The following is a 21,936-nucleotide window of genomic DNA, read 5'->3' on the forward strand; positions in this document are numbered from 1 at the left end:
GCTTTGAATAAAAGGATATTACATAACGAAGTTCAGAAGTTCATTAAAGAACATTTAGAAGATGATATCCCCGGAATAATTCTTAAAAAAAGTCCTTTTGAAGAAATAAGCTCAAAAGAATTAGCCGAACAAATAGATAGTAAAAAACGCTGTGAATCTAAACTTCCACTTTGGTTTAATACAGAAGGTCTTTACTATCCAGCAAAATTATCCATCGAGCAAGCATCTTCAGAGATAGCTGCAAAATATAAAGCTAGTCTAATTCAAGGGAATAGCATCATTGATTTAACTGGCGGATTTGGTGTTGATAGTCATTTTTTTGCGCTAAAAGCAGACTTTGTAACACATTGTGAATTAAATCAAGAACTATCTGAAATATCAAAGCATAACTCAGAAGTCCTAGGTGTTAAAATAAACTATGTTAACGCGAATGGGATTGATTATTTAAGAGATTCAAACGAAACCTTTAGCACAATTTACATTGACCCTTCGCGCAGGGTTGAATCAAAAAAAGTATTTCTTTTAAAAGATTGCGAGCCAGACGTAATTAGCAATTTAAAGCTATTAATTGAGCATTCTGATCGTATTATTATTAAAACAGCACCGCTACTAGATATCCAATCCGCTATTCGCGAATTAATTAAAATTAGTGAAATTCATGTAATTAGCATTAAAAATGAGTGCAAAGAATTATTGATAGTAATCGATAAAAATAATGCAAATGAAGATCCTTTAATCACCTGTGTATTACTTGGTAATCAAGAAAATAAGTATAATTTCAAACTATCAGAGGAAAAGAATTATAATATTTCAAATTATTCTGAACCTCTTGAATATCTTTATGAACCTGACACTGCCCTTTTAAAAGCGGGATGTTTTAAATTGATTTGTCGCGATTTTAAACTAGAAAAGTTACATCAACATACCCATTTATATACATCTAAAGAGTTAATAAATGAGTTCCCAGGTAGAAAATTTAGAATCAAAAAACTCTTGACTTTCGGACAATTTTCAAAAGAGAATGAAATCAAAAAAGCTAATATTATCTGTCGTAATTTTGGTTTAAGTCCGGAGGAACTAAAGAAAAAACTTAAAATCAAAGATGGTGGCGACGAATATCTTTTATTTTGTACTGGAATGAAGGATCAACTCCTAGTAATAAATTGTGAGCGTCTTTAAGAAATAATAGAATTGAAATGGACAAAAAAAATACTCTAGTTAAAAACCAGAGTATTTTTTGAAAGCAATAAACAATTACTGTTTTTTAAACTTCTTTGGCCTATCATCAACCATACCATTGAAATAATTCTTATCTAGTAATGTCTCATTCATTATTTTTTCTTGAGTGACACTCATACCTGAAAGACTACTTAATTTGTTATTATTGGCATTTACAGCAAAAATACCTTTTTCTGAATAAGATAACGCTGCAGCCAAAAGTGCTTCAGAGGAATCTCCAAAATCCTTGGTTAAATCATCCGGAAGATCTTTATCAACTGCAATACCATTATAATATCCACCTACATTTTTCTGATTTTTTGTTTCAAACTGGGGAATGTAAAGATCTAATTTATCAATTTTAATTGCAAAAAAACCGACAGGTTTACCATAAGTTTTACGTCCAATTAGTTTAATATCAGAATTCATAACACCCTGCAAATTATTAATTACCATTTCACTTGCTGAAGCAGTACCACCTAAAACTAAGAAATAAATCTTTTTAAAATTTGCACTACCCTCTTTAGCGAAATTTTCAAAATTTCCCTTTCCATTTGGTTTATAATTTATATCCGCAAAAGTTGCCCATTTGCCATTAACCCCACCAGTAAAGGTTTGAAGTTTTCCATTCTTATCGTACAAAGGTTGATTAGCTAAAATCGAAGCCAATCCATCTTGCATAGTTTTAGTCCAATAAGTGGTGTACATAACTTGTCCGTTAACTGATGCAGGAGCTAATAAATTAGTCAAAACTACAGCTGTGGCTACAGATCCACCACCATTATATCTCAAATCTACTATTAATTCAGTTGCCCCATCAGTATGAAATTTAGCGATTTCAGCTTTAAGTGCATCCCCAGAATTTGTAGTAAAGCTATTGTAAACAATATACCCTACTTTTTTACTTCCAACAGAAAATAATTTTGTTGCAAAAATGGGATTATTAGCATAAGTTGCTCTAGAAATAGTTAAATCCTGAGTACTACCATCTGGCTTTTTTATGGTAAGAGAAACTGAATTTGCGCTTCCAAAAACTGCATTAGATACAAAGGCTCTATTGTCGTAGTTTATACCATCTCCTGAACGCCCATTTAAACTTATTATTTGATATCCCCTTTTCAAATTAGTAGTTGCGGCTGGTGAATTTGGAGAAACAAATTTTATTCTTAAGTCAGTTAATGTTTGATAGGACACAGAAAAACCAAAATCACCACTTACCCCATTTAATGAAGCAGAAAGACCACCATCATCTAAAAACGAATATTTGTCCGTGGGTTTATTAATTCCAGGAAGCTTAATAATTGCATCTAAAACAGCTTGATCATTTGCATAAGACCTAGGTTTAAATACCCCGTAAGTAGGCATACCTTCATTCCAATAATAGGTTTCCTTAGCATACAAATAAATAGAATCCTTGGTTAATTCAGCCCTTGTTGCTGCTACTATTGGAGTAGTAGGTGTTACAGTTGTGCCAGGTTTAGGATCCTTCTTACAAGAAGCTGAAAAAATTAGAACACCAAAAGTTAAAGCTATTAGCTTATTAAATGGTAAAAATCGAAGTTTAGATATCATAATTTAAAATATTAACTATTAAAGGTGCTTGTAAATGATATAATTATCTAAATTATATAAATTCATTGATATTTAGATACTCTATATCAGTGGATTGAGTAAATTCTTTGTCAGATTCTTCACAATTTATAATCGAAACATCGTGATTTTGTAAATCTTCTTTTTCTAAAATATACGTAATTGGATTAGATGCAAGTTTAGGAACAATCTCTTGAACGTAATAAACTTTTAAATATTTTTCAAGCCCATTCCATTCGGTTTGCATAATCTTATTTATTTGGATCTCAGGTATTCCATTTGTTAAGATAATTATTGCTTTTCTATCCACTATAATGTCTTGTAATAGACTTAAAACATTTGGATATAAAATTAATTTCAATGGCAAACGAGCGGTTTTATAAAGTCGGGTAAAATTCTCTCTATATTTCTCTTCTATACCAAAGGCTTGTTTTATTCTGTCAAAAATACCACCATCACCATGATGTAAATAAGATTTTTTGCAAAATTCAGTTAAATCAGATGCTGGAGGAAAACCTTCAGTAAATTCAATAAAATTGGCAAATAAATAATAAACTTGAAGTAGATAATCTTGTTCAGGATATAAAACATTATCTAATCCAAATATAAAAGCCTTTTTACTGGGATCTAAATCTTTATAAGTCAACATATTAAACAGTAAATAAACTAAATATTACTTCATCATCTATAATTTCCCACTTAAAAACTCCATTTACTTCTTGAAATGGTAAGCTATTGTTGGGAGGGCAATCACCTGCCACAACCACACCATTTATCAAAACAATCAAATTAATTAATAATTTAGAGTGATTTAATAATTCTAAGTTAATAAAATTAATAGAAGGGATAATAATTTTTATATTAAATTCTTCAAAAAGAATTCTGGAAGTAGATAATTCAATAATTTCATCCAAAACAAGAGGATAAACTTCATTTATTTCATTATCCAAACATATTTTTAATAATTCGTGGGCAAAACTTGGTGATTTAGCAGATGGAATTTTAATAAATTTTTTATCACCAAAATTAGGTATTTCCTCAATTGAACCGAAGAAAAGAACTTTTTCACTGAATAAACGTGCTAATCGAAATGCAGCAGAATCAGAAGCAGCTGTAATTAATCCAGACATATTAATAGTTAATTATCTGACCATCTTTCATTAATACTTTCCTATCCGCAAGGTTAGCCAAACTTTCATTATGCGTAACTATTACAAATGTTTGGTTTAGGGTATCTCGAAGATGAACAAACAATTGATGTAAATTTTCGGCATTTATGGAATCTAAGTTACCGGAAGGCTCATCAGCAAGTATTAAAGCAGGATCATTAACCATTGCCCTGGCCACGGCCACGCGTTGTTGTTCACCGCCAGATAATTCATTAGGTTTATGATATGCACGATCTGAAATTCCTAGCATCTCCAATAATTCAAATGCCTTATGTTCAGCATCCTTTTTACTTTTTCCTGCGATAAAAGCTGGAATACAAATATTCTCTAAGGCAGTAAACTCTGGTAATAAATGGTGAAATTGAAATATAAATCCTATTTGTTCATTTCTAAAGGCGCTAAGCTTTTTAGGCGATAAAGAATTTACGTTCACATTATTAATTAAAATACTTCCATGATCCGGTCGATCAAGTGTACCTATAATATGCAGCAAAGTACTTTTACCAGCACCAGAAGCACCAACAATGGTAATAATTTCACCTTTTTTCACTTCTAAGTCCACCCCTTTTAGGATGGGCAATGTTCCGTATGACTTTTGAATTCCTTTAGCTTCAAGCATGGATTTAAACATTCTTTTTATACAAAGGTGCAAATTGTTTATTAGAGAATATAATGTAATAAATTAAACATTTTTTTCATTTGTCCTTTTCATGTTTGTAATATAAAACGTAGTTTTACAACAAATAATAAGTAAATGAATATTCACGAATATCAGGGTAAAGAAATATTAAAAAGCTTCGGTGTAAGAGTACAGGAAGGCATTGTAGCCGACACTGCTGAGCAGGCTGTTGACGCAGCTAAGAAGCTAAAAGTAGATTATAATTCGGATTGGGTAGTTGTAAAGGCTCAAATTCATGCTGGCGGTAGAGGAAAAGGTGGTGGAGTGAAGTTGGCTAAGAATCTAGATGAGGTTAAAGAAAAAGCAGGCCAAATTTTAGGAATGCAATTAGTAACTCCTCAGACTGGTCCCGAAGGTAAACTTGTAAGCAAAGTTTTAGTTGCTCAAGATGTTTATTATCCAGGTGAAAGCGAAACCAAAGAGTTTTATGTAAGTGTATTGCTAGATCGTTCAAAGGGTCGTAACATCATCATGTATTCCACCGAAGGAGGAATGGACATTGAAGAGGTTGCTGAGCACACTCCTCATTTAATATTTAAGGAAGAAATTGATCCTAAAGTTGGTTTACAGGGTTTCCAAACTCGTAAAATCGCTTTTAATCTTGGTCTTAGCGGTGATGCATTTAAGGACATGACTAAATTTATAGTTGCCTTATATAAAGCGTACGAAGCTACTGATTCTTCGATGTTCGAAATCAACCCAGTTTTAAAAACTTCTGACAATAAAATACTTGCAGTAGATGCTAAGGTTAATTTAGATGATAACGGACTTTTCCGTCATCCTGCTTATGCTGCGATGCGTGATACTTCAGAAGAAGATCCTACAGAAGTTGAAGCAAGTAAATCAAACTTGAACTATGTTAAACTTGATGGAAACGTAGGATGTATGGTAAATGGTGCAGGTTTAGCAATGGCTACCATGGATATTATCAAGCTTGCGGGTGGTGAGCCAGCAAACTTCTTAGACGTAGGTGGAACTGCAAATGCACAAACTGTAAAAGCTGGATTTAATATTATTTTATCAGATCCAAATGTTAAAGCTATCCTAATTAATATTTTTGGTGGTATTGTTCGTTGCGACCGTGTAGCTCAAGGTGTTATTGATGCCTACAATGAAATAGGTAATATTCCTGTGCCAATCATTGTTCGTTTACAAGGAACAAATGCTGTTGAAGCTAAAAAATTGATTGATGAATCGGGACTTCAAGTGTACTCAGCAATTCTTCTTAAAGAAGCAGCTGCTTTAGTGACTAAGGTTCTCGAAAAATAAGAATTCCTTAAATCCGTCATTCTTTTAATCAAAAGAATGACGGATTTTTTATTATTGCTTTAAAGCAATCCCCCTCGCCTCTTTAATATTTCAAATAATATTTTCTTTATCTTTTCTATTTAATATTGAAGATTTATATAATTCACTTTTAAACCGTTTTTTTAAAATTCCTCTCGCAGAGACGCAAAAATCTTGGCGAAATAGTTTTTTTGTTTTGAAAAAGGACAGGTTGTGACAAAAGCGTCCACAGGGAATTTTGCTCACCATGTCATTGCGAGGAGGCACGACGAAGCAAACTCTTGTTATTAGAAAAGGGATTGCTTCGCTACCCTTGCAATAACAGGTTGCACTAAAGACATGAGTATAGCCGGTCCTCTGGTCGGTGTTGTCCCCGTACCAGATAAATCTCCCGCAGATGTCGCAGAATTCCGCAGATTTTTTCTGCGCTGATCCGCGTTAATATGCGGGAGCATTTTTTTGTTCGCGTCGGTCCTCTGGTCGGTGTTGTCACCGTACAAGTCGTTAATGTTATCGTTTCTCTGCGTCTTTGTGTCTCTGCGAGACACAAAATTAAACTCTCGCAAAGGCGCAGAGACGCAAAAAAAAAACAGGTCTATTCATTCTTGTTAATTAACCCTTCTATGTGTCTTAGCCTTACTGCGAGATATTTTTTAAATTCTCTGCTATAATCAGTGACATTTGTCGGAAATGATTTTTTCACACACGAATCCCTGAGAGGAAGTATGTGATTATAAAAAATTTAAGCATAAAAAAAGGGAGCTAAAAGCTCCCTTTCCAAATAATATATTTAAGATTATTTTACTGAATCAATAACAGCCTTAAATGCATCTGGGTGATTCATTGCTAAATCAGCTAAAACCTTACGGTTTAATTGATTCCCCTTTGCAGTTAATTTACCCATTAAAGCAGAGTAAGATAATCCATGTTGACGTGCACCAGCATTAATACGCTGAATCCACAAAGCTCTAAATTCTCTTTTCTTGTTTTTACGGTCACGGTAAGCATATTGCAAACCTTTTTCGACTGTGTTTTTAGCAACGGTAAAAACCTTGCTTCTTGATCCCCAATAGCCTTTGGCTAAATTTAAGACCTTTTTTCTTCTTCTTCTTGACGCTACTGCGTTAACCGAACGTGGCATGTTGTTTTGTTTTTTGGTAAGCGGTGTTTCTTTTTAGAAACTTAATACCTGATACCTGGTTAAATTAATTGGTTGATTACTTGCCTATACAAAGCATACGCTTAACGTTGCCTGAATCTGCATCAGAAACTAAACTTGTCTGACCCAAGGCACGCTTACGTTTGTTACTCATCTTGGTTAAGATGTGACTTTTAAAAGCGTTCTTTCTTTTGATTTTACCTGTTCCAGTAAGCTTGAATCGCTTTTTTGCACTGGAACACGTTTTCATTTTTGGCATAACTCTCTATTTATTTATTTATAATGATTCATTTTAATGTTGTTATTTACAAAAGCTTTTCAGCAATAAATAACAATTTACTTTTTACCAGTACCTTTAGGTGCAACGGTTAAAAACATCCGCTTACCTTCTAACTTTGGTAATTGCTCCACTTTACCTACATCTTCCAAAGCCTGAGCAAATTTTAATAAAAGGATTTCTCCTTGTTCTTTGTATACAATGGCGCGTCCTTTAAAGTGTACATATGCACGTACTTTCTCACCACCTTCAAGGAAGCCAATAGCATGCTTCAATTTAAATTGAAAATCATGATCACTGGTATTAGGTCCAAAACGGATTTCTTTAATTACCGTTTGTTTAGCGTTGGACTTAATCTCCTTCATTTTTTTCTTCTGCTCGTATATAAATTTGTTGTAATCAACAATCTTACATACTGGCGGAACTGCATTTGGAGAGATTTCAACAAGATCCAAATCCTGCTCAATAGCCATAGCTAAAGCCTCTCTGAATGGATAGATACCTGTCTCCACGTTATCACCAGTCAAACGCACCTCGGGTGCTCTGATCAAATCATTGATCTTATGTTCTGCTTCTTTCTTTTTAAACGGAGGGCGTGGTCCTCTGTTAAAGCCTGGTCTACCTAATGCCAAATTATATTTTAATTTAAATTGTAATTTCTTTAACTAACTGATTACTAAACTCTTCCATCGTCATGCTTCCTATATCACCCTGGCCATGTCTTCTAACAGAAACCGTGCCTTCTTCCATTTCTTTCTCACCAATAATGAGCATAAATGGAATTTTCTTCACCTCTGCATCACGAATTTTACGACCAATCTTCTCATCTCTAGAGTCAATCAGCCCGCGAATATCGGAATTATTAAGCGATTCTAAAACTTTTTTTGCATAATCCTCATATTTTTCAGAGATCGGTAGAACGATAAACTGTTCAGGACTAAGCCATAATGGGAATTCTCCAGCACAATGTTCAATTAAAACGGCCACAAAACGCTCTAAAGAGCCAAATGGAGCACGATGAATCATTACCGGGCGGTGTTTTAAATTATCACTTCCTGTATATTCCAACTCAAATCTTTCTGGTAAATTATAATCCACCTGAATAGTTCCCAATTGCCATTTTCTTCCTAAAGCATCCTTAACCATGAAGTCTAGCTTCGGTCCGTAGAAAGCTGCCTCCCCTAATTCAACTACTGTTGCCAAACCTTTTTCTTCGGCTGCCTCAATAATTGCTGATTCAGCTAATTGCCAATTCTCATCTGTTCCGATATATTTTGTCTTATTTTCAGGATCTCTCAATGAAATTTGCGCCGTATAATCATTAAAACCTAAGGCTTTAAATACATATAAAACAAGATCAATTACCTTTTTGAATTCTTCTTTAACCTGATCTGGGCGACAAAACAAGTGTGCATCATCTTGAGTAAATCCTCTAACACGTGTTAAACCATGAAGCTCACCACTTTGTTCATAACGATAAACAGTCCCAAATTCAGCGTATCTAACTGGAAGATCTTTATAAGAACGAGGCTTAGTTTTATAAATTTCACAGTGATGAGGACAGTTCATTGGTTTTAAGAAGAACTCCTCTCCTTCTTGTGGTGTTTTTATAGGTTGAAATGAATCAGCGCCATATTTTTCATAGTGGCCTGAAGTGATATAAAGATTTTTATGTCCGATATGAGGAGTTATAACCTGCTCATAACCAGACTTAACCTGCGCTCTTTGAAGGAAATTCACAAGTTTCTCGCGCAAAGCAGCACCTTTAGGCAACCAAAGTGGTAAGCCCATGCCTACTTTTTCGGAAAAGGTAAAAAGCTCTAGTTCTTTACCTAGTTTACGATGATCACGTTTCTTAGCCTCTTCAATCATTTGAAGATATTCAGTTAGCTCACTTTGCTTAGGGTAAGTAACACCATAAATACGGGTTAGCTGTTTTTTACTCTCATCACCGCGCCAATATGCACCCGCCACATTCATCAATTTTACAGCCTTAATAAATCCTGTATTCGGAATGTGTGGTCCGCGGCATAGATCAGTAAAATTGCCTTGAGTATAGAAAGTAATAGAACCATCAGCCAAATCTTTAATCAGATCTAACTTATATTCATCATTCTTTTCTGTGAAATATGAAACTGCATCCGATTTAGAAACAGCTTTTCTAGAAAAATCAGACTTAGCTTTTGCCAATTCCATGATTTTATCTTCAATTTCTTTGAAATTATCAGAAGAAAACTCACGATCACCAAAATCAACATCATAATAAAAACCTGTCTCAATTGCCGGTCCGATACCAAATTTAGTCCCCGGGTAGAGTGCCTCCAAAGCTTCCGCCATTAAATGCGCTGAAGAATGCCAAAACGTAGACTTACCTTCCTGATCATTCCAGGTTAATAACTTAACTGAAGAATCGCTATCTATCGGACGGGAAGAATCCCAAACCTCACCATTTACTACGGCTGCTAAAACATTACGCGCTAAACCTTCAGAAATAGAAAGTGCAATCTGGTGGGCTGTGGTTCCTTGTTCATATTCGCGGACAGAACCATCGGGAAGTGTAATTTTGATCATCTACAAAATGATTTATACGTTCTTAATATTAATTCAAATGATCATCTACAAAATGATCTTCATTTCATTACAAAATTAAGAATTTTTAAGGGAAAAATGATTAAAACAACAATTTAATCGGCTAAAAGGCTAAAATTATCCACAAAAACACATTTTGATTAGACATTTCCCCAACCACGAGTCAAAACATCTGCCAAGTGCATCGTTTTAATAGGAATTTGATGCTGATCGATATAGGCTTGTATGTTCAAAAGGCAAGATGAATCGGTTGAAATAATGAAATTAGCATCCATCTCAAGCGCATTATTCACCTTTTGTTCAGCCATAGCGCTAGAAATTGAATCAAACTTAACTGCAAATGTACCACCAAAGCCACAGCAAACATCTGTATCCTTCATCTCAACCAACTCTAAACCATGAACTTTGCTTAATAATTGCCTCGGCTCATCTTTAATTTTACATTCTCTTAGTCCAGAGCAAGAATCATGATAAACCGCTCTTCCCTCCAACTCAGCACCGAAATAATCCTTCTTAATAACATTTACCAAGAAATCACTTAATTCATGAATATTAGCTTGAATTGCCCTGCATTTATTATGGACTACCGTATTGGTAAACAGGTCATTATAAGAATTTTTCACCATACCTGTACAAGAGGCCGATGGCGAAACGATATAATTATTTTCAGAAAAAGTATGTAAAAATTTACCTCCTACAGCTTTTGCCTCTTCCCAAAAACCGGCATTATAAGCTGGCTGTCCGCAGCAAGTTTGCTCAGCATTGTAGATAACCTTACATCCTGCCTTTTCAAGGATTTTAACGGTATTAAAAGCAGTTTCAGGGTAAAGCTGATCAATAAAGCAAGGGATAAATAATTCAACGTTCATAAAATTTATTAAGCAGCGCTAAATTCAGAAAAAAAATCTAATCCTTTGTTAAAGAAGAGGAAGAATCTGACTTTAAAAATAATAATGATATTAAAATGAGTAATCCAATAATAAAAAAGCTTGCCAAGCTTACCGCTGAATTACGCATGCTTCCTGTAAATTCTTCAATATAGGCAAAGCTAAATAAGCCGATAACAATAGCCAATTTCTCTGTGACATCATAAAAACTAAAGAAAGAGGCTGTATCTGGGGTGTTTTCTGGCAAAAACTTAGAATATGTTGACCTAGAAATAGATTGAATACCACCCATCACTAATCCCACAACTACGGCCAAAGCATAAAACTGTTGTTCATTTTGAATATGATATGCTCCAAAACAAATTGCTATCCAGACTATAACTACCCCTATAATTACCTGAATATTTCCATATTTTTTAGCCAAATAAGACATAATCAGGGCTCCAAAAATAGCTACCAACTGAATTATCAGAATAATGGCTATCAATTTTGAAGTGCCTAATTTCAGTACTTTTTCACCAAATCCAGCAGCTACCAACATGATGGTCTGCACCCCCATCGAATAAAAAAAGAAAGCTAAAAGAAACCTTTTGAGATAGAACATTTCCTTCATTTGATGCCAAACTTTTAGGAGCTCTTCAAAACCACTTTTGACATTTAGTTTCGACATTTTATCGAAATTGGGACTATCAGCGGGCAATTTCTTGAATGGAATTTGAGAAAATGTAATCCACCAAATGCCGACCAATAAGAAGGATAATCGAGCAGGTAATGAGGCATCAGTAATTCCAAATAAATCAGGTTTTAGGACAAACGCAAAACAGATAATCTGTAAAATTACACTTCCAACATAACCATAAGCATAACCTTTAGCACTTACTTTGTCTTGTTGATCCACACTTGCAATTTCAGGGAGATAGGAATTGTTAAACATCATTCCACCGATATAGCCTATCGCTGCAAGTCCGAAGCAAATTATTCCCCATTCTAGCGTTTCTAATTTAAAAAAGAACAAGCCGGCACATGCAAAACTTCCCAGATAGGTAAAAGCCTTCATAAAAACCTTCTTATTGCCTCTATAATCGGCAATAGATGATAAAAAAGGGAGAACAATAGCCATAATTAGATAGGCCACTGAAAGCGCATAATTAGAAAGAGCTGTGTTTGTAAACACCCTTCCAAAGAAAGTAACCTTATCCCCATTTTCCTGTGTAGTGGTAATAATTGTGTAATAAGCAGGAAATATGGTGGAGGTAATTACCAAATTATAAGCTGAATTTGACCAATCAAACATGGCCCAAGCTTTTATGGTAGATTTATCATTTTTCATTTTCTGGAAGGCTCTTTTTATTTAGCAATTTGCATTAATTTTAAAACAATTCAAATAAATGGAAAATTATAAGCCTAAACGAATTGATTTTTTTTATTAATTCATAGAATTACAAAGTGTATTGATCGCCGTTTAATTGTATAGTTCCAGCATCCAAAAGTAGCCGAATAGCATCTAATTTTTCTGTTTCTGTACCGATATTAATTAACTCAATTAAGTCATTTAAAATTAATTCTTTATCTACCAATATCTCAAGTATTACTTTAGATAATTTTTCATTAATATTCGAGTTCCTCGATGATTTTTTAGCTTCAAGACAAACATCACAAACACCACATAATGGGGCTTTAGGTTCATTAAAATAGTGTAATAACTGCTGACTCCTACAAATTGGATTAACTGCATATTTGATAATAGATTCAATTTGAGTTTTATGAATCTCATATCTATCCGCATGGTACTTTTTGTTAATTATGAGGTGGGATGAATCCACCCGTGGCTTTACAAATAATAAATGCGGCTTATCAGTTTGTTCAACATAATGAATTAGCTCCAGAGCTTGAAGTTTATGAAGAATACTTTTTACTTCTGCACGATTTATTCCTAATCTTTTTGCAAGATCACTTTCTTTAATACCTGTTAATTGATCAAAAATCCCCCCATAGGATCTCAATAAAACCTTTATAAATAAGTCGTAAGCAGGCTGCTCCACCTGAAAGCGATAAAGCGCTTCCGATTCGAATAAAACCTGAACCCTTGAAGGTAGAAATACGGTTTCTGTCATGGCGATATATTCATCGCGTTCTAGAAACTTTATAGCGTGTAATGTACGATGAGGTTCAAGCTTAAAACGATTACAAAAATCGGCCATATCAAATTCAAGCGAAAGGCCTTCACCTGCACCATAAGCCAGCTGATAATAATTTCCTAAATGATGATAAATCTGTTTAATTTCAGCAATTGAGGGATATTGCTGCTCTAATCGGCTAACTATTTGAGGTAAATCAGCTTGATTATATAGTAAAACTGCATAAGATTTTTTTTCATCACGACCTCCCCTGCCAGCCTCCTGATAATAGGCCTCTAAACTTTCAGGAAGGTCTAAATGAACTACAAAACGAACATCCGCCTTGTCGATTCCCATCCCAAAGGCATTGGTTGCGACAATTATTTTAACTTCAGATTTTTTCCAGGCCGTCTGTTTTTTCATTCTAGTTGGAGTATCCAAGCCAGCATGGTAAAAATCCGCAGAAATACCTTGCATACTTAATTGCCTAGCAATCTCCTGAGTCTCCCTTCTATTTCGTACATACACAATTCCAGTTCCATTCACATTTTTGGCAATCTTGAATAATTTACGAAGCTTATTCTCCTCATTATAAACCAGATAGCTTAAGTTCTTTCGTTCAAATGACTTCCTAAAAACCTGTGCCTTTTTGAAATTTAATCGAGACTGAATATCAGCAGCCACACGCTCAGTAGCAGTGGCTGTAAGGGCTAAAACAGGAACTTTGGGATGAATTTCCCTCAATTCGCTTAGCCTTAAATATGGTGGTCTAAAATCATAACCCCATTGAGAAATACAATGTGCTTCATCAATGGCAATTAAATTAACATTCATGTGGCTAATCCGAACCTTCACTATGTCTGATAAAAGTCGCTCGGGTGAGATATATAGAAATTTCACATCCCCATAAATGCAATTATCTAAAGCAATATCTACTTCTCTTTTACCCATTCCTGAGATAAGAGCAATCGCTTTAATTCCCTTTTCATTTAAATTCTCCACTTGATCTTTCATCAAGGCAATTAATGGAGAAACAACGATACAGATACCCGGATTTAAGAGTGCAGGAACCTGAAAACAAATTGATTTACCTCCACCTGTTGGCATCAAGGCAAGTGTATCCCGCCCATCTAAAACCGATTGGATAATTTCTTCCTGTAGCGGACGAAACTGATCATAGCCCCAATAGTTAGAAAGAACGCTGTGGATGGTCATAAATAAAGCTTGTAAGGCTTAAAATTAAAGGTATTGAATTAATGAAGAAAGATATTTTTAAAATAAAAATTCTGAACAAATGAATTTACAACAGAATTGATTTTTCGTAAATATGAGTAAAAAAGCTTGTTTTTAGAATTCAACCTCAATCCTCCCTTATCATCTGCTCTGCTTCTACCGTTTCTCTACCTTTGAATTTCATTTTTCCAGACCAGGTTCCTTCACTCTATGTGTAGATATAAATCATATCGTTATCAAAGGTATAATCATCAAAGTCTCTCGGGTTCTTTTTTAAGTTCGGAATATTTGTTTTATCCGAATGTTTATAAATAACTATTTTATACTCTGCATACTTGGTTAGGTCTTTTGCCCTGTTTTTATAGGCAAAGCTATCTACGGTTCGTTCATTTTGGTAATTATCGCTATAGTTTTGAACAATAAAAACATGAGTTTTGTAAAAATAGGGCTTGCCATTGTCTGACATGGTGTCTATCCTAGAAAACTGAACTAAGCTTTCAAATTCTAAAGCCTCTTGTTTGCAAGAAACTATTGTACACAAAAACAAAAATAAAATTACATTTTCCATGGTTGTTCTTAATTTAATTACAATAACTAATGTTTATAATATGTTAGCCATTTGCTATTACAATATTTCATAAAAAAATTTAATAAACACCATTTTTAATTACATCATAGGCAATAATTAAATAATATTTTCAAAATAAGGGTAAACTTCCTTACGATAATTTTATGCTTTAGGATTTGCTTTTGTAACAAATTTCAAGACGATTAAAATTAATCATAATAACCTATGTAATCAATGAACCAAGTTGCATTTTCCTTAGTTAAAGTAAAAAGCATTTTAGTATAACCATAATTTTTAGATGGTGGGACATAAAATTGAACTATCGCTTTATCCTTCACGATCGATATTTTTTTAAAAACACCCGAATTGTATTGCAATAAAATTCCTTCAGGTTCAAAACTTTTAAAAACAACATCCAAGTTTAAACCCAGAATAGCATAAATTCCTTCGGTTTTTGGAGATGAATTAAAGGTCTTTAATTCATCTCCAATTTTTTGAAAATATTGCCTTAGATTATTAATAAAAGTTTCAGAAATAGAGCCGCTTGATTTTAGCCAGTTCAAATAATGCTCAACAGCCAGCATATCAACAGAAGGCTTAATAAGTGTATCAATCTCGTTCCAAACTAATATACTTCTATGAGACTCTAGGGTGTCCACAATTCTTGTAGGTTTTGATTGCTCTTCAACATACCACTTTAAAAAGTCTATTTTCGGGTAGGATTATAATAATCTACATTAAACTCAAGATCGTCAATTAGCCACTTTTCTTCAACTTTTGAAAGTGTAAAAATCAAGTGGACGTGATTAACTATATCAAATTGGGCAATAGCTTTATCGCCTACTATATAAATTCTTGTAAAAACACCTTTGTTTATATAATCTAATGTCTCTTCTGGTTCAAAACCCAGAATCAAGTCCGCTTCTAATCCTCCGATAGGGCCAAAATAATCGACTAAAGGATATTTTTTTAAGGTGTCGGCTATTTCTTGATAATAATATCGAATGTTATTTAAATAAGACTGCGAAACAAAATTTGATTTTTTTAGATTAAAAAGGTAAACATCAACTGCATCCATATCTATTCTTGCTAAACTATCCCCTTTTTTTTCCTCATTTTCGTTTAGGCCTTTAATTATTCGTACGGTTTCTATTTTGTTTTCATTGTTTTTATACCAATGCAAAAAAAATGTTATGGTATGCTTTATATTTAATTTATCACCATTTTTTTCTTGACTATAGCTATAATTAACAAATAGTAAGAGAATAAGTGCAAAGGCGTATTTTTTCATTTTTACTAATTTTTATACTTTTTCTAAATTGCTAACAATATAGTCATGCATTCCTTGCTGATTTCTGTATTGTGTTATTGATGTCTTTCCTGTAATTTTAGCAGCACTCGAGGAATAGTACAGACGATCATTATGATTTGCACCTATGCAGCGATTGTCTGTCGCACTATCAACAAATTGAATTAATCATAATAACCAATATAATCAATCAGCCAAACTCCATTTTCTTTAGTTAACGTAAAAAGCATTTTAGTAAAAGTTTTAGGAATGTTAAACTTTACAATAGCTTTGTTTTCCAGAATTAGTACTTCTTCCAATTTTCCCTCATCAATGTGATTTAAAATTAGCTCTGGTTCAAAATTTTGGAGAATAAAATCTACATCAAGACCATCTATTTTTACAATACTTCCAATATTAATTGGCGGACTTTTTATTAAAACACTATCTATTTCATAAAAATAACCTCTTAAATTGTTTAAATACATTTCTGATAAAAATGTACTTGTTCTAAAAAAGTCTATATCTTTCGACCCCTGCTTTATTTACTCTTCGCTTTTTTAAGTTTTTAGATACAATTAATTCCTTTATAAGTGTGTAAGGCTTAGGGGTGGGGTCATGAAGATGATTAATTTTATGCCATTCTAGAAAACCAACAATGTTGCGTTTAATAGAGTCTTGAATAGGTTGTTGGGCGTTTAAATTTATTGATACCCCAATTAATACTATTAGTGAAAATATCTTTTTCATGCCATTTATTTCTTAATGCTCTTTCTTATTTGAGAAATGATAAAATCTATATATCAAAACTAAACTGCTGCACTTGTATTTAAAATATCTTTATGGTTAAATTTAAACTAAAATTTGAATATAATTTATCTATTTGAGGCATTCTGATGAGAACTTTTTCAATTCTGCCTTTGCCAAAGAATCTAATTCACGACTGGCATAAAAATGCAATGCTTGTGCCATAAAATAATTTTGATCCTTTTTACATTCCACGCATAAAGCAGGCGGTGGTAGATTTTTGACAAATTCTTTGGAAATAGAGTCTATCTTTTTGAAAAGTGTAGGGTCATAAATTCCGTCATAAGGATTACCTAAATCTCTTTTATTGATTTCTTTTATGGCATCCGTGCCTTTATAACTCTCTTGAAGAATAGAAAAAAACACTCGATCTTTAAACGCATTTAAGCATGGCTTAGGGCCATTATTAAAGTCAAACCTTGGTAAATTATAGCTTGCTTTACAAGCAGAAAAAACCATGATGAAACAACTGGCATATAATTTAATTTTTTTCATAATTGTTAAACATTGTTTTATACCCAGATATCAATCCTCCTTTATCATCTGCTCTGCTTCTACTGTTTCTCTACCCTTGAATTTCATTTTACTTGTCCATGTTCCTTCACTCCATCTATAGATATAAATCATATCGTTTATGAAGGTGTAATTATCAAAATCTTTTGGGTTCTTTTTTAAGTTTGGAATATTGGTTTTATCTGAATATTTATAAATCTCCACTTGATAACTTGCGTACTTAGCTAAGTCTTTTGCTCTATTTTTATAGGCAAAGCTATCTACGGATCTTTCATTTTGATAGTTATCGCTATATTTTTTAACAATAAAAACATCGGTTTTGAAATAATAGGGCCTGCCATTGTCTGAAATGGTGTCTACCCTAGAAAACTGAACTAACTTTTCAAATTTTAAAGGCTCTTGTTCGCAAGAAACCATCACACATAAAAGCAAAAAAGTGAATATATTCCTCATATTATTGTTTTTTTAATACCTACCCTCAATTCTACTTTTAATTACAATCTTGGTTACAAATGGCTTGAATCCCTTGGTGTGTTGCAATAGCCACCATGCAGCAAAACCTGCATGTTTACCTTGGTACATGAGGGCATCGTTCTTATCCAGTCCAAAATTATCGAAAATAGTCACTTCTATATCTGCATACCATAAAACTCCACCCTCTTTTCTAAAGTTAATTAGTCTTATTTCGTTCGCCTCCGTATCATTAATGGCTATCTGTAAACCCGAAAATTTACACCATGTATCATTAAATTTTGGCCTGAACTGGTTGGTTTGTATTGCGGAAACTTGATCTATATTGCCAGATGTCTCTGTGAGCTTTTCACCAAGTCTCATTCCAAATATCTTCAAAAAATTTTGGTAATTTACTGATTTTTTGACATCCTTGGTAAGGATTGCGTTTTCAAAAGTTCCACCTGTATTACTCTCAAACTTATCGGCCATTTGGCTAGTTAAAGTACGCATTTCGGGGCTCAAAACCGATGTCTGCCACAAAAGACTACGCATCGAAGTAAATAATTCTGCATTAGTTTTATTAATCATTGAGCTCAAAATACCTGAGGTATTTCTTCCATGCACGAAAATTTTGATGTTTTTTTAAGGAAAACTGGGTGTAGGTATAAATCCAATTATTAAATTATTCTTGAAAAAACATTCCAAAGAAGAAATTAGATAATTCCAAAACTATGAATAATTGCTAAATTGCAGATTCAATTATATAAATTCATGAATAGAACGATATTATTTATTGTCGGCATGTTGCTGAGCAGCCAATTATATGCTCAAACAGCGCCAAAATGGAATGTAGAAAAGCCTACTGGTCCATCAAAATCCTTCACTTTCCAAACTAATGAAGGAACCTGGATGAATCTTGACGTGAGTCCCGATGGCCAAGAAATTGTTTTTGACCTCCTAGGTGATATTTACAAAATGCCAATTTCAGGCGGAAAAGCTGTTTTATTAGCCGGAGGTATGGCTTCCGAAGTACAACCTCGCTTCAGTCCCGACGGGAAATTAATTTCTTACACTAGCGATAAAAACGGTGGGGATAATATTTGGGTGATGAATACCGATGGTTCGGGAAAACGCGCCATAACCAAAGAAACATTCCGATTATTAAACAATGCTGTTTGGACTCCTGATAATCAGTATCTCATTGCACGTAAGCACTTTACGAGCAGCAGATCATTGGGTGCAGGTGAAATGTGGATGTATCATATTGCTGGCGGTGGTGATGGTATTCAATTAACCAAAAGGAAAAATGATCAGCAAGATGCTGGTGAACCAGAAGTATCACCTGATGGAAGATATGTTTATTTTTCTGAGGATGTTAGTCCGGGACCCTTTTTCCAATACAGCAAAGATCCAAATGGCGAGATCTATAATATCCGTCGTTTAGATCGTACAACTGGTAGAATTGAAACTATTGCAGGTGGTGATGGCGGCGCAATTCGTCCAGAGCTATCCCCCGACGGGAAATATTTAGCATTTGTTCGTAGAGTTCGCTTAAAATCCGAATTATATATTCAAGACCTTCAAACAGGTGAAGAATGGTCGGTTTATGATAATTTAACGCATGACATGCAGGAAGCATGGGCAATTTTTGGGCCTTATGCTAATTTTGCATGGACTCCCGATAGCAAAAACATTGTTTTTTATGCTCAAGGAAAGATCAAGAAAATTGAGGTTTCAACTCAGTATGTAAGTGATATACCTTTTGAAGCGACTGTAAATCAGACCATTGCTGAAGCACTTCATTTTGAGCAAAAGGTTCATAGTGATGAATTTGATGTAAAGATGATTCGTCAATTAAGCACCTCTCCAGATGGGAAGAAAGTTGCATTTAATGCTGCAGGTTATATTTATATCAAAGAAATGCCAAATGGAAAGCCCGTTCGTATTTCAAACAGTGCCGACTTTGAGTTTGAACCTGAATTTAGTCCCGATGGCAAGCAACTCGTTTATGTAAGCTGGAAAGATGAAAGCCGCGGTTCTATCATGAAATTTATTCTTGGTGATAGCGTTTCAACCAAGTTAACAACAGAAAAAGGCTATTATTACAGTCCGAAGTTCTCAAACAAAGGCGATAAAATCATCTTCCGCAAAGGTGTTGGAAATGATGTTTTGGGTTATTCTTTTGGTAAAAATCCAGGAATTTATGTCATGCCCGCACAAGGTGGAAATCCTACAAAAGTATTAGATAATGGTATCAAGCCAATGTTTAACACGGATGATAGTCGTATATTTTTCCAGAGTTCTGAAGGTGGAAAAAAAGCTTTAAAGAGTAGTGACCTGAATGGAGCAAATATTACAACTCACTATACTTCTACTTATGCTAACTCTTTTAATCCTAGTCCCGATGGCAAATGGATCGCATTTACAGAGCTTTTCAATGTGTATATCACTCCCCTAGCAATAAGCGGAATGCCTTTGGATCTATCTGCAGGTAATAAATCAATTCCACTTACAAAGGTTAGTAAAGATGCTGGGACTTATATTCATTGGAGTAAAGATTCACAGCGATTAAATTGGATTTTAGGTCCAAGATATTATTCTACAGATATCAAGAAGTCATTTTCTTTCCTTGGTGGCACTACCGAAAAGGCAAATGCAGCAGATACCTTAGGAATTGATTTGGGACTTAAATTAAAAGCTGACAAGCCAGAAGGTAAAATTGCAATTACCAATGCACGTATCATCACCATGAAAGGCGATGAAGTAATTGAAAATGGCACAATAGTGATAGAGAACAATAAAATTATTGCGGTAGGTGCTAAAATAGCTATTCCAAACGATGCCAAAATTATTGATGGCAAAGGAAAAACCATTATGCCAGGAATAGTGGATGTACATGCTCATTTAAGAGCAAGTTACGATGGTGTATCGCCTCAGCAAGATTGGAGTTATTACGCCAATTTAGCTTTTGGTGTTACCACCTCCCACGACCCATCTGCCAATACAGAAATGGTATTCAGTCAGGCAGATATGGTGAAAGCTGGAACATTAGTCGGACCACGCGTATACTCCACAGGAACGATTTTATACGGTGCTGATGGCGATTTCAAAACAGTTGTAAATAGTTTAGAAGATGCCCGTTCTGCATTAAGGAGAATGAAGGCCGTAGGTGCATTTTCAGTAAAATCTTACAATCAGCCACGTCGTGATCAAAGACAGCAAATTCTACAAGCAGCAAGAGAACTTCAAATGGAAGTAGTTCCAGAAGGAGGATCAACTTTTGTTCATAATTTAACACATGTTCAAGATGGACATACAAGTATTGAGCATAATATTCCGCCAGCACCACTTTATAAGGATGTAAACACACTTTGGAATAAGAGTACAACCTCTTACACTCCTACTTTAATTGTGTCTTATGGAGCTCAATCTGGCGAGAATTTCTGGTATGATCGCACCAATGTTTGGGAGAATGAACGCTTATTAAACTTTACTCCAAGAACTATTGTAGATTCAAGATCTAGAAGAAGAATGACTTCTGAGTTTGCTGATTATGGCCATGTTCATGTAGCTAGAGCAGCAAAAGTATTACAAGATGGAGGAACAAAAGTTAATTTAGGAGCACACGGACAGCTTCAAGGCTTGGGTGCACATTGGGAACTATGGATGTTCGCACAAGGAGGCATGTCGCCTTTGCAAGCTATTAGAAGTGCTACTTTAAATGGAGCAGAACACTTGGGAATGGGCAAAGAATTAGGCTCATTAGAAAGTGGCAAATTAGCTGATATGATTATTCTAGATGCTAATCCATTAGATGACATCAGAAATACCGAGAAAATTAAATATGTTATTATCAATGGTAGAGTGTATGATTCAGCTACAATGAATGAGACTATTAGCCGCGAGAAAGCTAGAAAGCAGTTTTGGTGGGAAATGAATAGATCAGAAAGTTATACCATTCCGCAAGGAAATGTAGAAACGTATACTTTTACTCACCCAGAATGTGATTAATTTTATTAATCAATTGAAAAAAGGAGCAGGATTTGGAATTCTGCTCCTTTTTTTGTATATTAAATTCAGTTATCAGTTATCAGTTGGCAGT

Annotated in this window: 22 protein-coding genes; 3 read left to right on the forward strand and 19 right to left on the reverse strand. The window is 34.2% G+C overall.

Annotated features, from left to right (window positions below; translation table 11 throughout):
- Positions 1-3 precede the first annotated feature (3 nt).
- Entirely contained in the window at positions 4-1,179 is a 1,176-nt protein-coding gene (locus QZ136_RS08300) for a hypothetical protein (RefSeq protein WP_291402335.1), read from the forward strand.
- A 75-nt stretch (positions 1,180-1,254) separates the two neighbouring features.
- Here the strand turns inward: QZ136_RS08300 and QZ136_RS08305 are convergent, their stop codons facing one another.
- The 4 genes from QZ136_RS08305 to QZ136_RS08320 are packed head-to-tail and all read right to left on the reverse strand — an operon-like array spanning position 1,255 to position 4,596.
- The gene (locus QZ136_RS08305) at positions 1,255-2,790 is read right to left on the reverse strand and encodes a S41 family peptidase (RefSeq protein ID WP_291402337.1); all 1,536 of its coding nucleotides are present in this window, start codon (positions 2,788-2,790) and stop codon (positions 1,255-1,257) included.
- Positions 2,791-2,842: 52 nt separating this feature from the next.
- Positions 2,843-3,457 (reverse strand): HAD hydrolase-like protein, encoded by a 615-nt coding sequence (locus QZ136_RS08310; RefSeq protein WP_291402339.1) that lies wholly within the window; start codon positions 3,455-3,457, stop codon positions 2,843-2,845.
- 1 nt (position 3,458) lies between these two features.
- A complete protein-coding gene (locus QZ136_RS08315; RefSeq protein WP_291402341.1) occupies positions 3,459-3,938 on the reverse strand; it encodes a hypothetical protein in 480 nt (159 codons plus the stop codon).
- 1 nt (position 3,939) lies between these two features.
- Positions 3,940-4,596, reverse strand: a complete 657-nt coding sequence (locus QZ136_RS08320; protein ID WP_291402926.1) for an ABC transporter ATP-binding protein — start codon at positions 4,594-4,596, stop codon at positions 3,940-3,942.
- A 135-nt stretch (positions 4,597-4,731) separates the two neighbouring features.
- Here QZ136_RS08320 and sucC point away from each other — a divergent pair, with 135 nt between their 5' ends.
- Positions 4,732-5,925: an ADP-forming succinate--CoA ligase subunit beta gene (gene sucC / locus QZ136_RS08325; protein WP_291402343.1), complete on the forward strand. Its 1,194-nt coding sequence runs from the start codon at positions 4,732-4,734 to the stop codon at positions 5,923-5,925.
- A gap of 814 nt (positions 5,926-6,739) precedes the next feature.
- On the opposite strand, the gene rplT is transcribed toward sucC, so the two are convergent.
- The 15 genes from rplT to QZ136_RS08400 all read right to left on the reverse strand — a co-directional run bounded on the left by rplT (position 6,740) and on the right by QZ136_RS08400 (position 18,422).
- Positions 6,740-7,084, reverse strand: a complete 345-nt coding sequence (gene rplT, locus QZ136_RS08330; RefSeq protein WP_291402345.1) for a 50S ribosomal protein L20 — start codon at positions 7,082-7,084, stop codon at positions 6,740-6,742.
- A 76-nt stretch (positions 7,085-7,160) separates the two neighbouring features.
- Positions 7,161-7,361, reverse strand: a complete 201-nt coding sequence (gene rpmI / locus QZ136_RS08335) for a 50S ribosomal protein L35 (RefSeq protein ID WP_090705136.1) — start codon at positions 7,359-7,361, stop codon at positions 7,161-7,163.
- Positions 7,362-7,438: 77 nt separating this feature from the next.
- On the reverse strand, positions 7,439-8,011 hold the full coding sequence (gene infC, locus QZ136_RS08340) for a translation initiation factor IF-3 (RefSeq protein ID WP_291402350.1): 573 nt from the start codon (positions 8,009-8,011) through the stop codon (positions 7,439-7,441).
- Between the two features lie 13 nt (positions 8,012-8,024).
- A complete protein-coding gene (thrS, locus tag QZ136_RS08345) occupies positions 8,025-9,950 on the reverse strand; it encodes a threonine--tRNA ligase (RefSeq protein ID WP_291402352.1) in 1,926 nt (641 codons plus the stop codon).
- Positions 9,951-10,108: 158 nt separating this feature from the next.
- Positions 10,109-10,837: a (Fe-S)-binding protein gene (locus tag QZ136_RS08350; RefSeq protein ID WP_291402354.1), complete on the reverse strand. Its 729-nt coding sequence runs from the start codon at positions 10,835-10,837 to the stop codon at positions 10,109-10,111.
- 37 nt (positions 10,838-10,874) lie between these two features.
- Entirely contained in the window at positions 10,875-12,185 is a 1,311-nt protein-coding gene (locus QZ136_RS08355; protein ID WP_291402356.1) for an MFS transporter, read from the reverse strand.
- Between the two features lie 109 nt (positions 12,186-12,294).
- Complete coding sequence (locus QZ136_RS08360; protein ID WP_291402358.1) at positions 12,295-14,187, reverse strand: ATP-dependent DNA helicase RecQ; 1,893 nt, start codon at positions 14,185-14,187, stop codon at positions 12,295-12,297.
- Between the two features lie 226 nt (positions 14,188-14,413).
- Positions 14,414-14,773: a hypothetical protein gene (locus QZ136_RS08365; protein ID WP_291402359.1), complete on the reverse strand. Its 360-nt coding sequence runs from the start codon at positions 14,771-14,773 to the stop codon at positions 14,414-14,416.
- Between the two features lie 209 nt (positions 14,774-14,982).
- On the reverse strand, positions 14,983-15,432 hold the full coding sequence (locus QZ136_RS08370; protein ID WP_291402361.1) for a hypothetical protein: 450 nt from the start codon (positions 15,430-15,432) through the stop codon (positions 14,983-14,985).
- A gap of 47 nt (positions 15,433-15,479) precedes the next feature.
- The gene (locus QZ136_RS08375) at positions 15,480-16,064 is read right to left on the reverse strand and encodes a hypothetical protein (RefSeq protein ID WP_291402363.1); all 585 of its coding nucleotides are present in this window, start codon (positions 16,062-16,064) and stop codon (positions 15,480-15,482) included.
- A 182-nt stretch (positions 16,065-16,246) separates the two neighbouring features.
- Complete coding sequence (locus QZ136_RS08380; RefSeq protein WP_291402365.1) at positions 16,247-16,549, reverse strand: hypothetical protein; 303 nt, start codon at positions 16,547-16,549, stop codon at positions 16,247-16,249.
- Between the two features lie 22 nt (positions 16,550-16,571).
- Positions 16,572-16,811, reverse strand: a complete 240-nt coding sequence (locus QZ136_RS08385; RefSeq protein ID WP_291402367.1) for a hypothetical protein — start codon at positions 16,809-16,811, stop codon at positions 16,572-16,574.
- 129 nt (positions 16,812-16,940) lie between these two features.
- Complete coding sequence (locus QZ136_RS08390) at positions 16,941-17,363, reverse strand: hypothetical protein (protein ID WP_291402370.1); 423 nt, start codon at positions 17,361-17,363, stop codon at positions 16,941-16,943.
- 30 nt (positions 17,364-17,393) lie between these two features.
- Positions 17,394-17,834 carry a hypothetical protein gene (locus QZ136_RS08395; protein WP_291402372.1) on the reverse strand — a complete coding sequence of 147 codons (441 nt, stop codon included), beginning with the start codon at positions 17,832-17,834 and terminating at the stop codon, positions 17,394-17,396.
- A 12-nt stretch (positions 17,835-17,846) separates the two neighbouring features.
- Positions 17,847-18,422, reverse strand: coding sequence for a DUF3289 family protein (locus QZ136_RS08400; protein WP_291402374.1), 576 nt, complete (start codon positions 18,420-18,422; stop codon positions 17,847-17,849).
- Between the two features lie 183 nt (positions 18,423-18,605).
- Between QZ136_RS08400 and QZ136_RS08405 the strand changes: the two genes are divergently transcribed.
- Positions 18,606-21,845, forward strand: coding sequence for an amidohydrolase family protein (locus QZ136_RS08405; protein ID WP_291402376.1), 3,240 nt, complete (start codon positions 18,606-18,608; stop codon positions 21,843-21,845).
- Positions 21,846-21,936 lie beyond the last annotated feature (91 nt).

The organism is Daejeonella sp., assembly GCF_017495225.1.
In the GTDB taxonomy this organism is placed as follows: Bacteria; Bacteroidota; Bacteroidia; order Sphingobacteriales; family Sphingobacteriaceae; genus Daejeonella.

Bases quoted from the DNA above. Each gene is read 5' to 3' on its own strand.
- QZ136_RS08305 (WP_291402337.1), bottom strand. From the start codon at position 2,790: ATGATATCTAAACTTCGATTTTTACCATTTAATAAGCTAATAGCTTTA.
- QZ136_RS08310 (WP_291402339.1), bottom strand. From the start codon at position 3,457: ATGTTGACTTATAAAGATTTAGATCCCAGTAAAAAGGCTTTTATATTT.
- QZ136_RS08315 (WP_291402341.1), bottom strand. From the start codon at position 3,938: ATGTCTGGATTAATTACAGCTGCTTCTGATTCTGCTGCATTTCGATTA.
- QZ136_RS08320 (WP_291402926.1), bottom strand. From the start codon at position 4,596: ATGCTTGAAGCTAAAGGAATTCAAAAGTCATACGGAACATTGCCCATC.
- sucC (WP_291402343.1), top strand. From the start codon at position 4,732: ATGAATATTCACGAATATCAGGGTAAAGAAATATTAAAAAGCTTCGGT.
- rplT (WP_291402345.1), bottom strand. From the start codon at position 7,084: ATGCCACGTTCGGTTAACGCAGTAGCGTCAAGAAGAAGAAGAAAAAAG.
- rpmI (WP_090705136.1), bottom strand. From the start codon at position 7,361: ATGCCAAAAATGAAAACGTGTTCCAGTGCAAAAAAGCGATTCAAGCTT.
- thrS (WP_291402352.1), bottom strand. From the start codon at position 9,950: ATGATCAAAATTACACTTCCCGATGGTTCTGTCCGCGAATATGAACAA.
- QZ136_RS08350 (WP_291402354.1), bottom strand. From the start codon at position 10,837: ATGAACGTTGAATTATTTATCCCTTGCTTTATTGATCAGCTTTACCCT.
- QZ136_RS08355 (WP_291402356.1), bottom strand. From the start codon at position 12,185: ATGAAAAATGATAAATCTACCATAAAAGCTTGGGCCATGTTTGATTGG.
- QZ136_RS08360 (WP_291402358.1), bottom strand. From the start codon at position 14,187: ATGACCATCCACAGCGTTCTTTCTAACTATTGGGGCTATGATCAGTTT.
- QZ136_RS08365 (WP_291402359.1), bottom strand. From the start codon at position 14,773: ATGGAAAATGTAATTTTATTTTTGTTTTTGTGTACAATAGTTTCTTGC.
- QZ136_RS08375 (WP_291402363.1), bottom strand. From the start codon at position 16,064: ATGAAAAAATACGCCTTTGCACTTATTCTCTTACTATTTGTTAATTAT.
- QZ136_RS08380 (WP_291402365.1), bottom strand. From the start codon at position 16,549: ATGTATTTAAACAATTTAAGAGGTTATTTTTATGAAATAGATAGTGTT.
- QZ136_RS08385 (WP_291402367.1), bottom strand. From the start codon at position 16,811: ATGAAAAAGATATTTTCACTAATAGTATTAATTGGGGTATCAATAAAT.
- QZ136_RS08390 (WP_291402370.1), bottom strand. From the start codon at position 17,363: ATGAAAAAAATTAAATTATATGCCAGTTGTTTCATCATGGTTTTTTCT.
- QZ136_RS08395 (WP_291402372.1), bottom strand. From the start codon at position 17,834: ATGAGGAATATATTCACTTTTTTGCTTTTATGTGTGATGGTTTCTTGC.
- QZ136_RS08400 (WP_291402374.1), bottom strand. From the start codon at position 18,422: ATGATTAATAAAACTAATGCAGAATTATTTACTTCGATGCGTAGTCTT.
- QZ136_RS08405 (WP_291402376.1), top strand. From the start codon at position 18,606: ATGAATAGAACGATATTATTTATTGTCGGCATGTTGCTGAGCAGCCAA.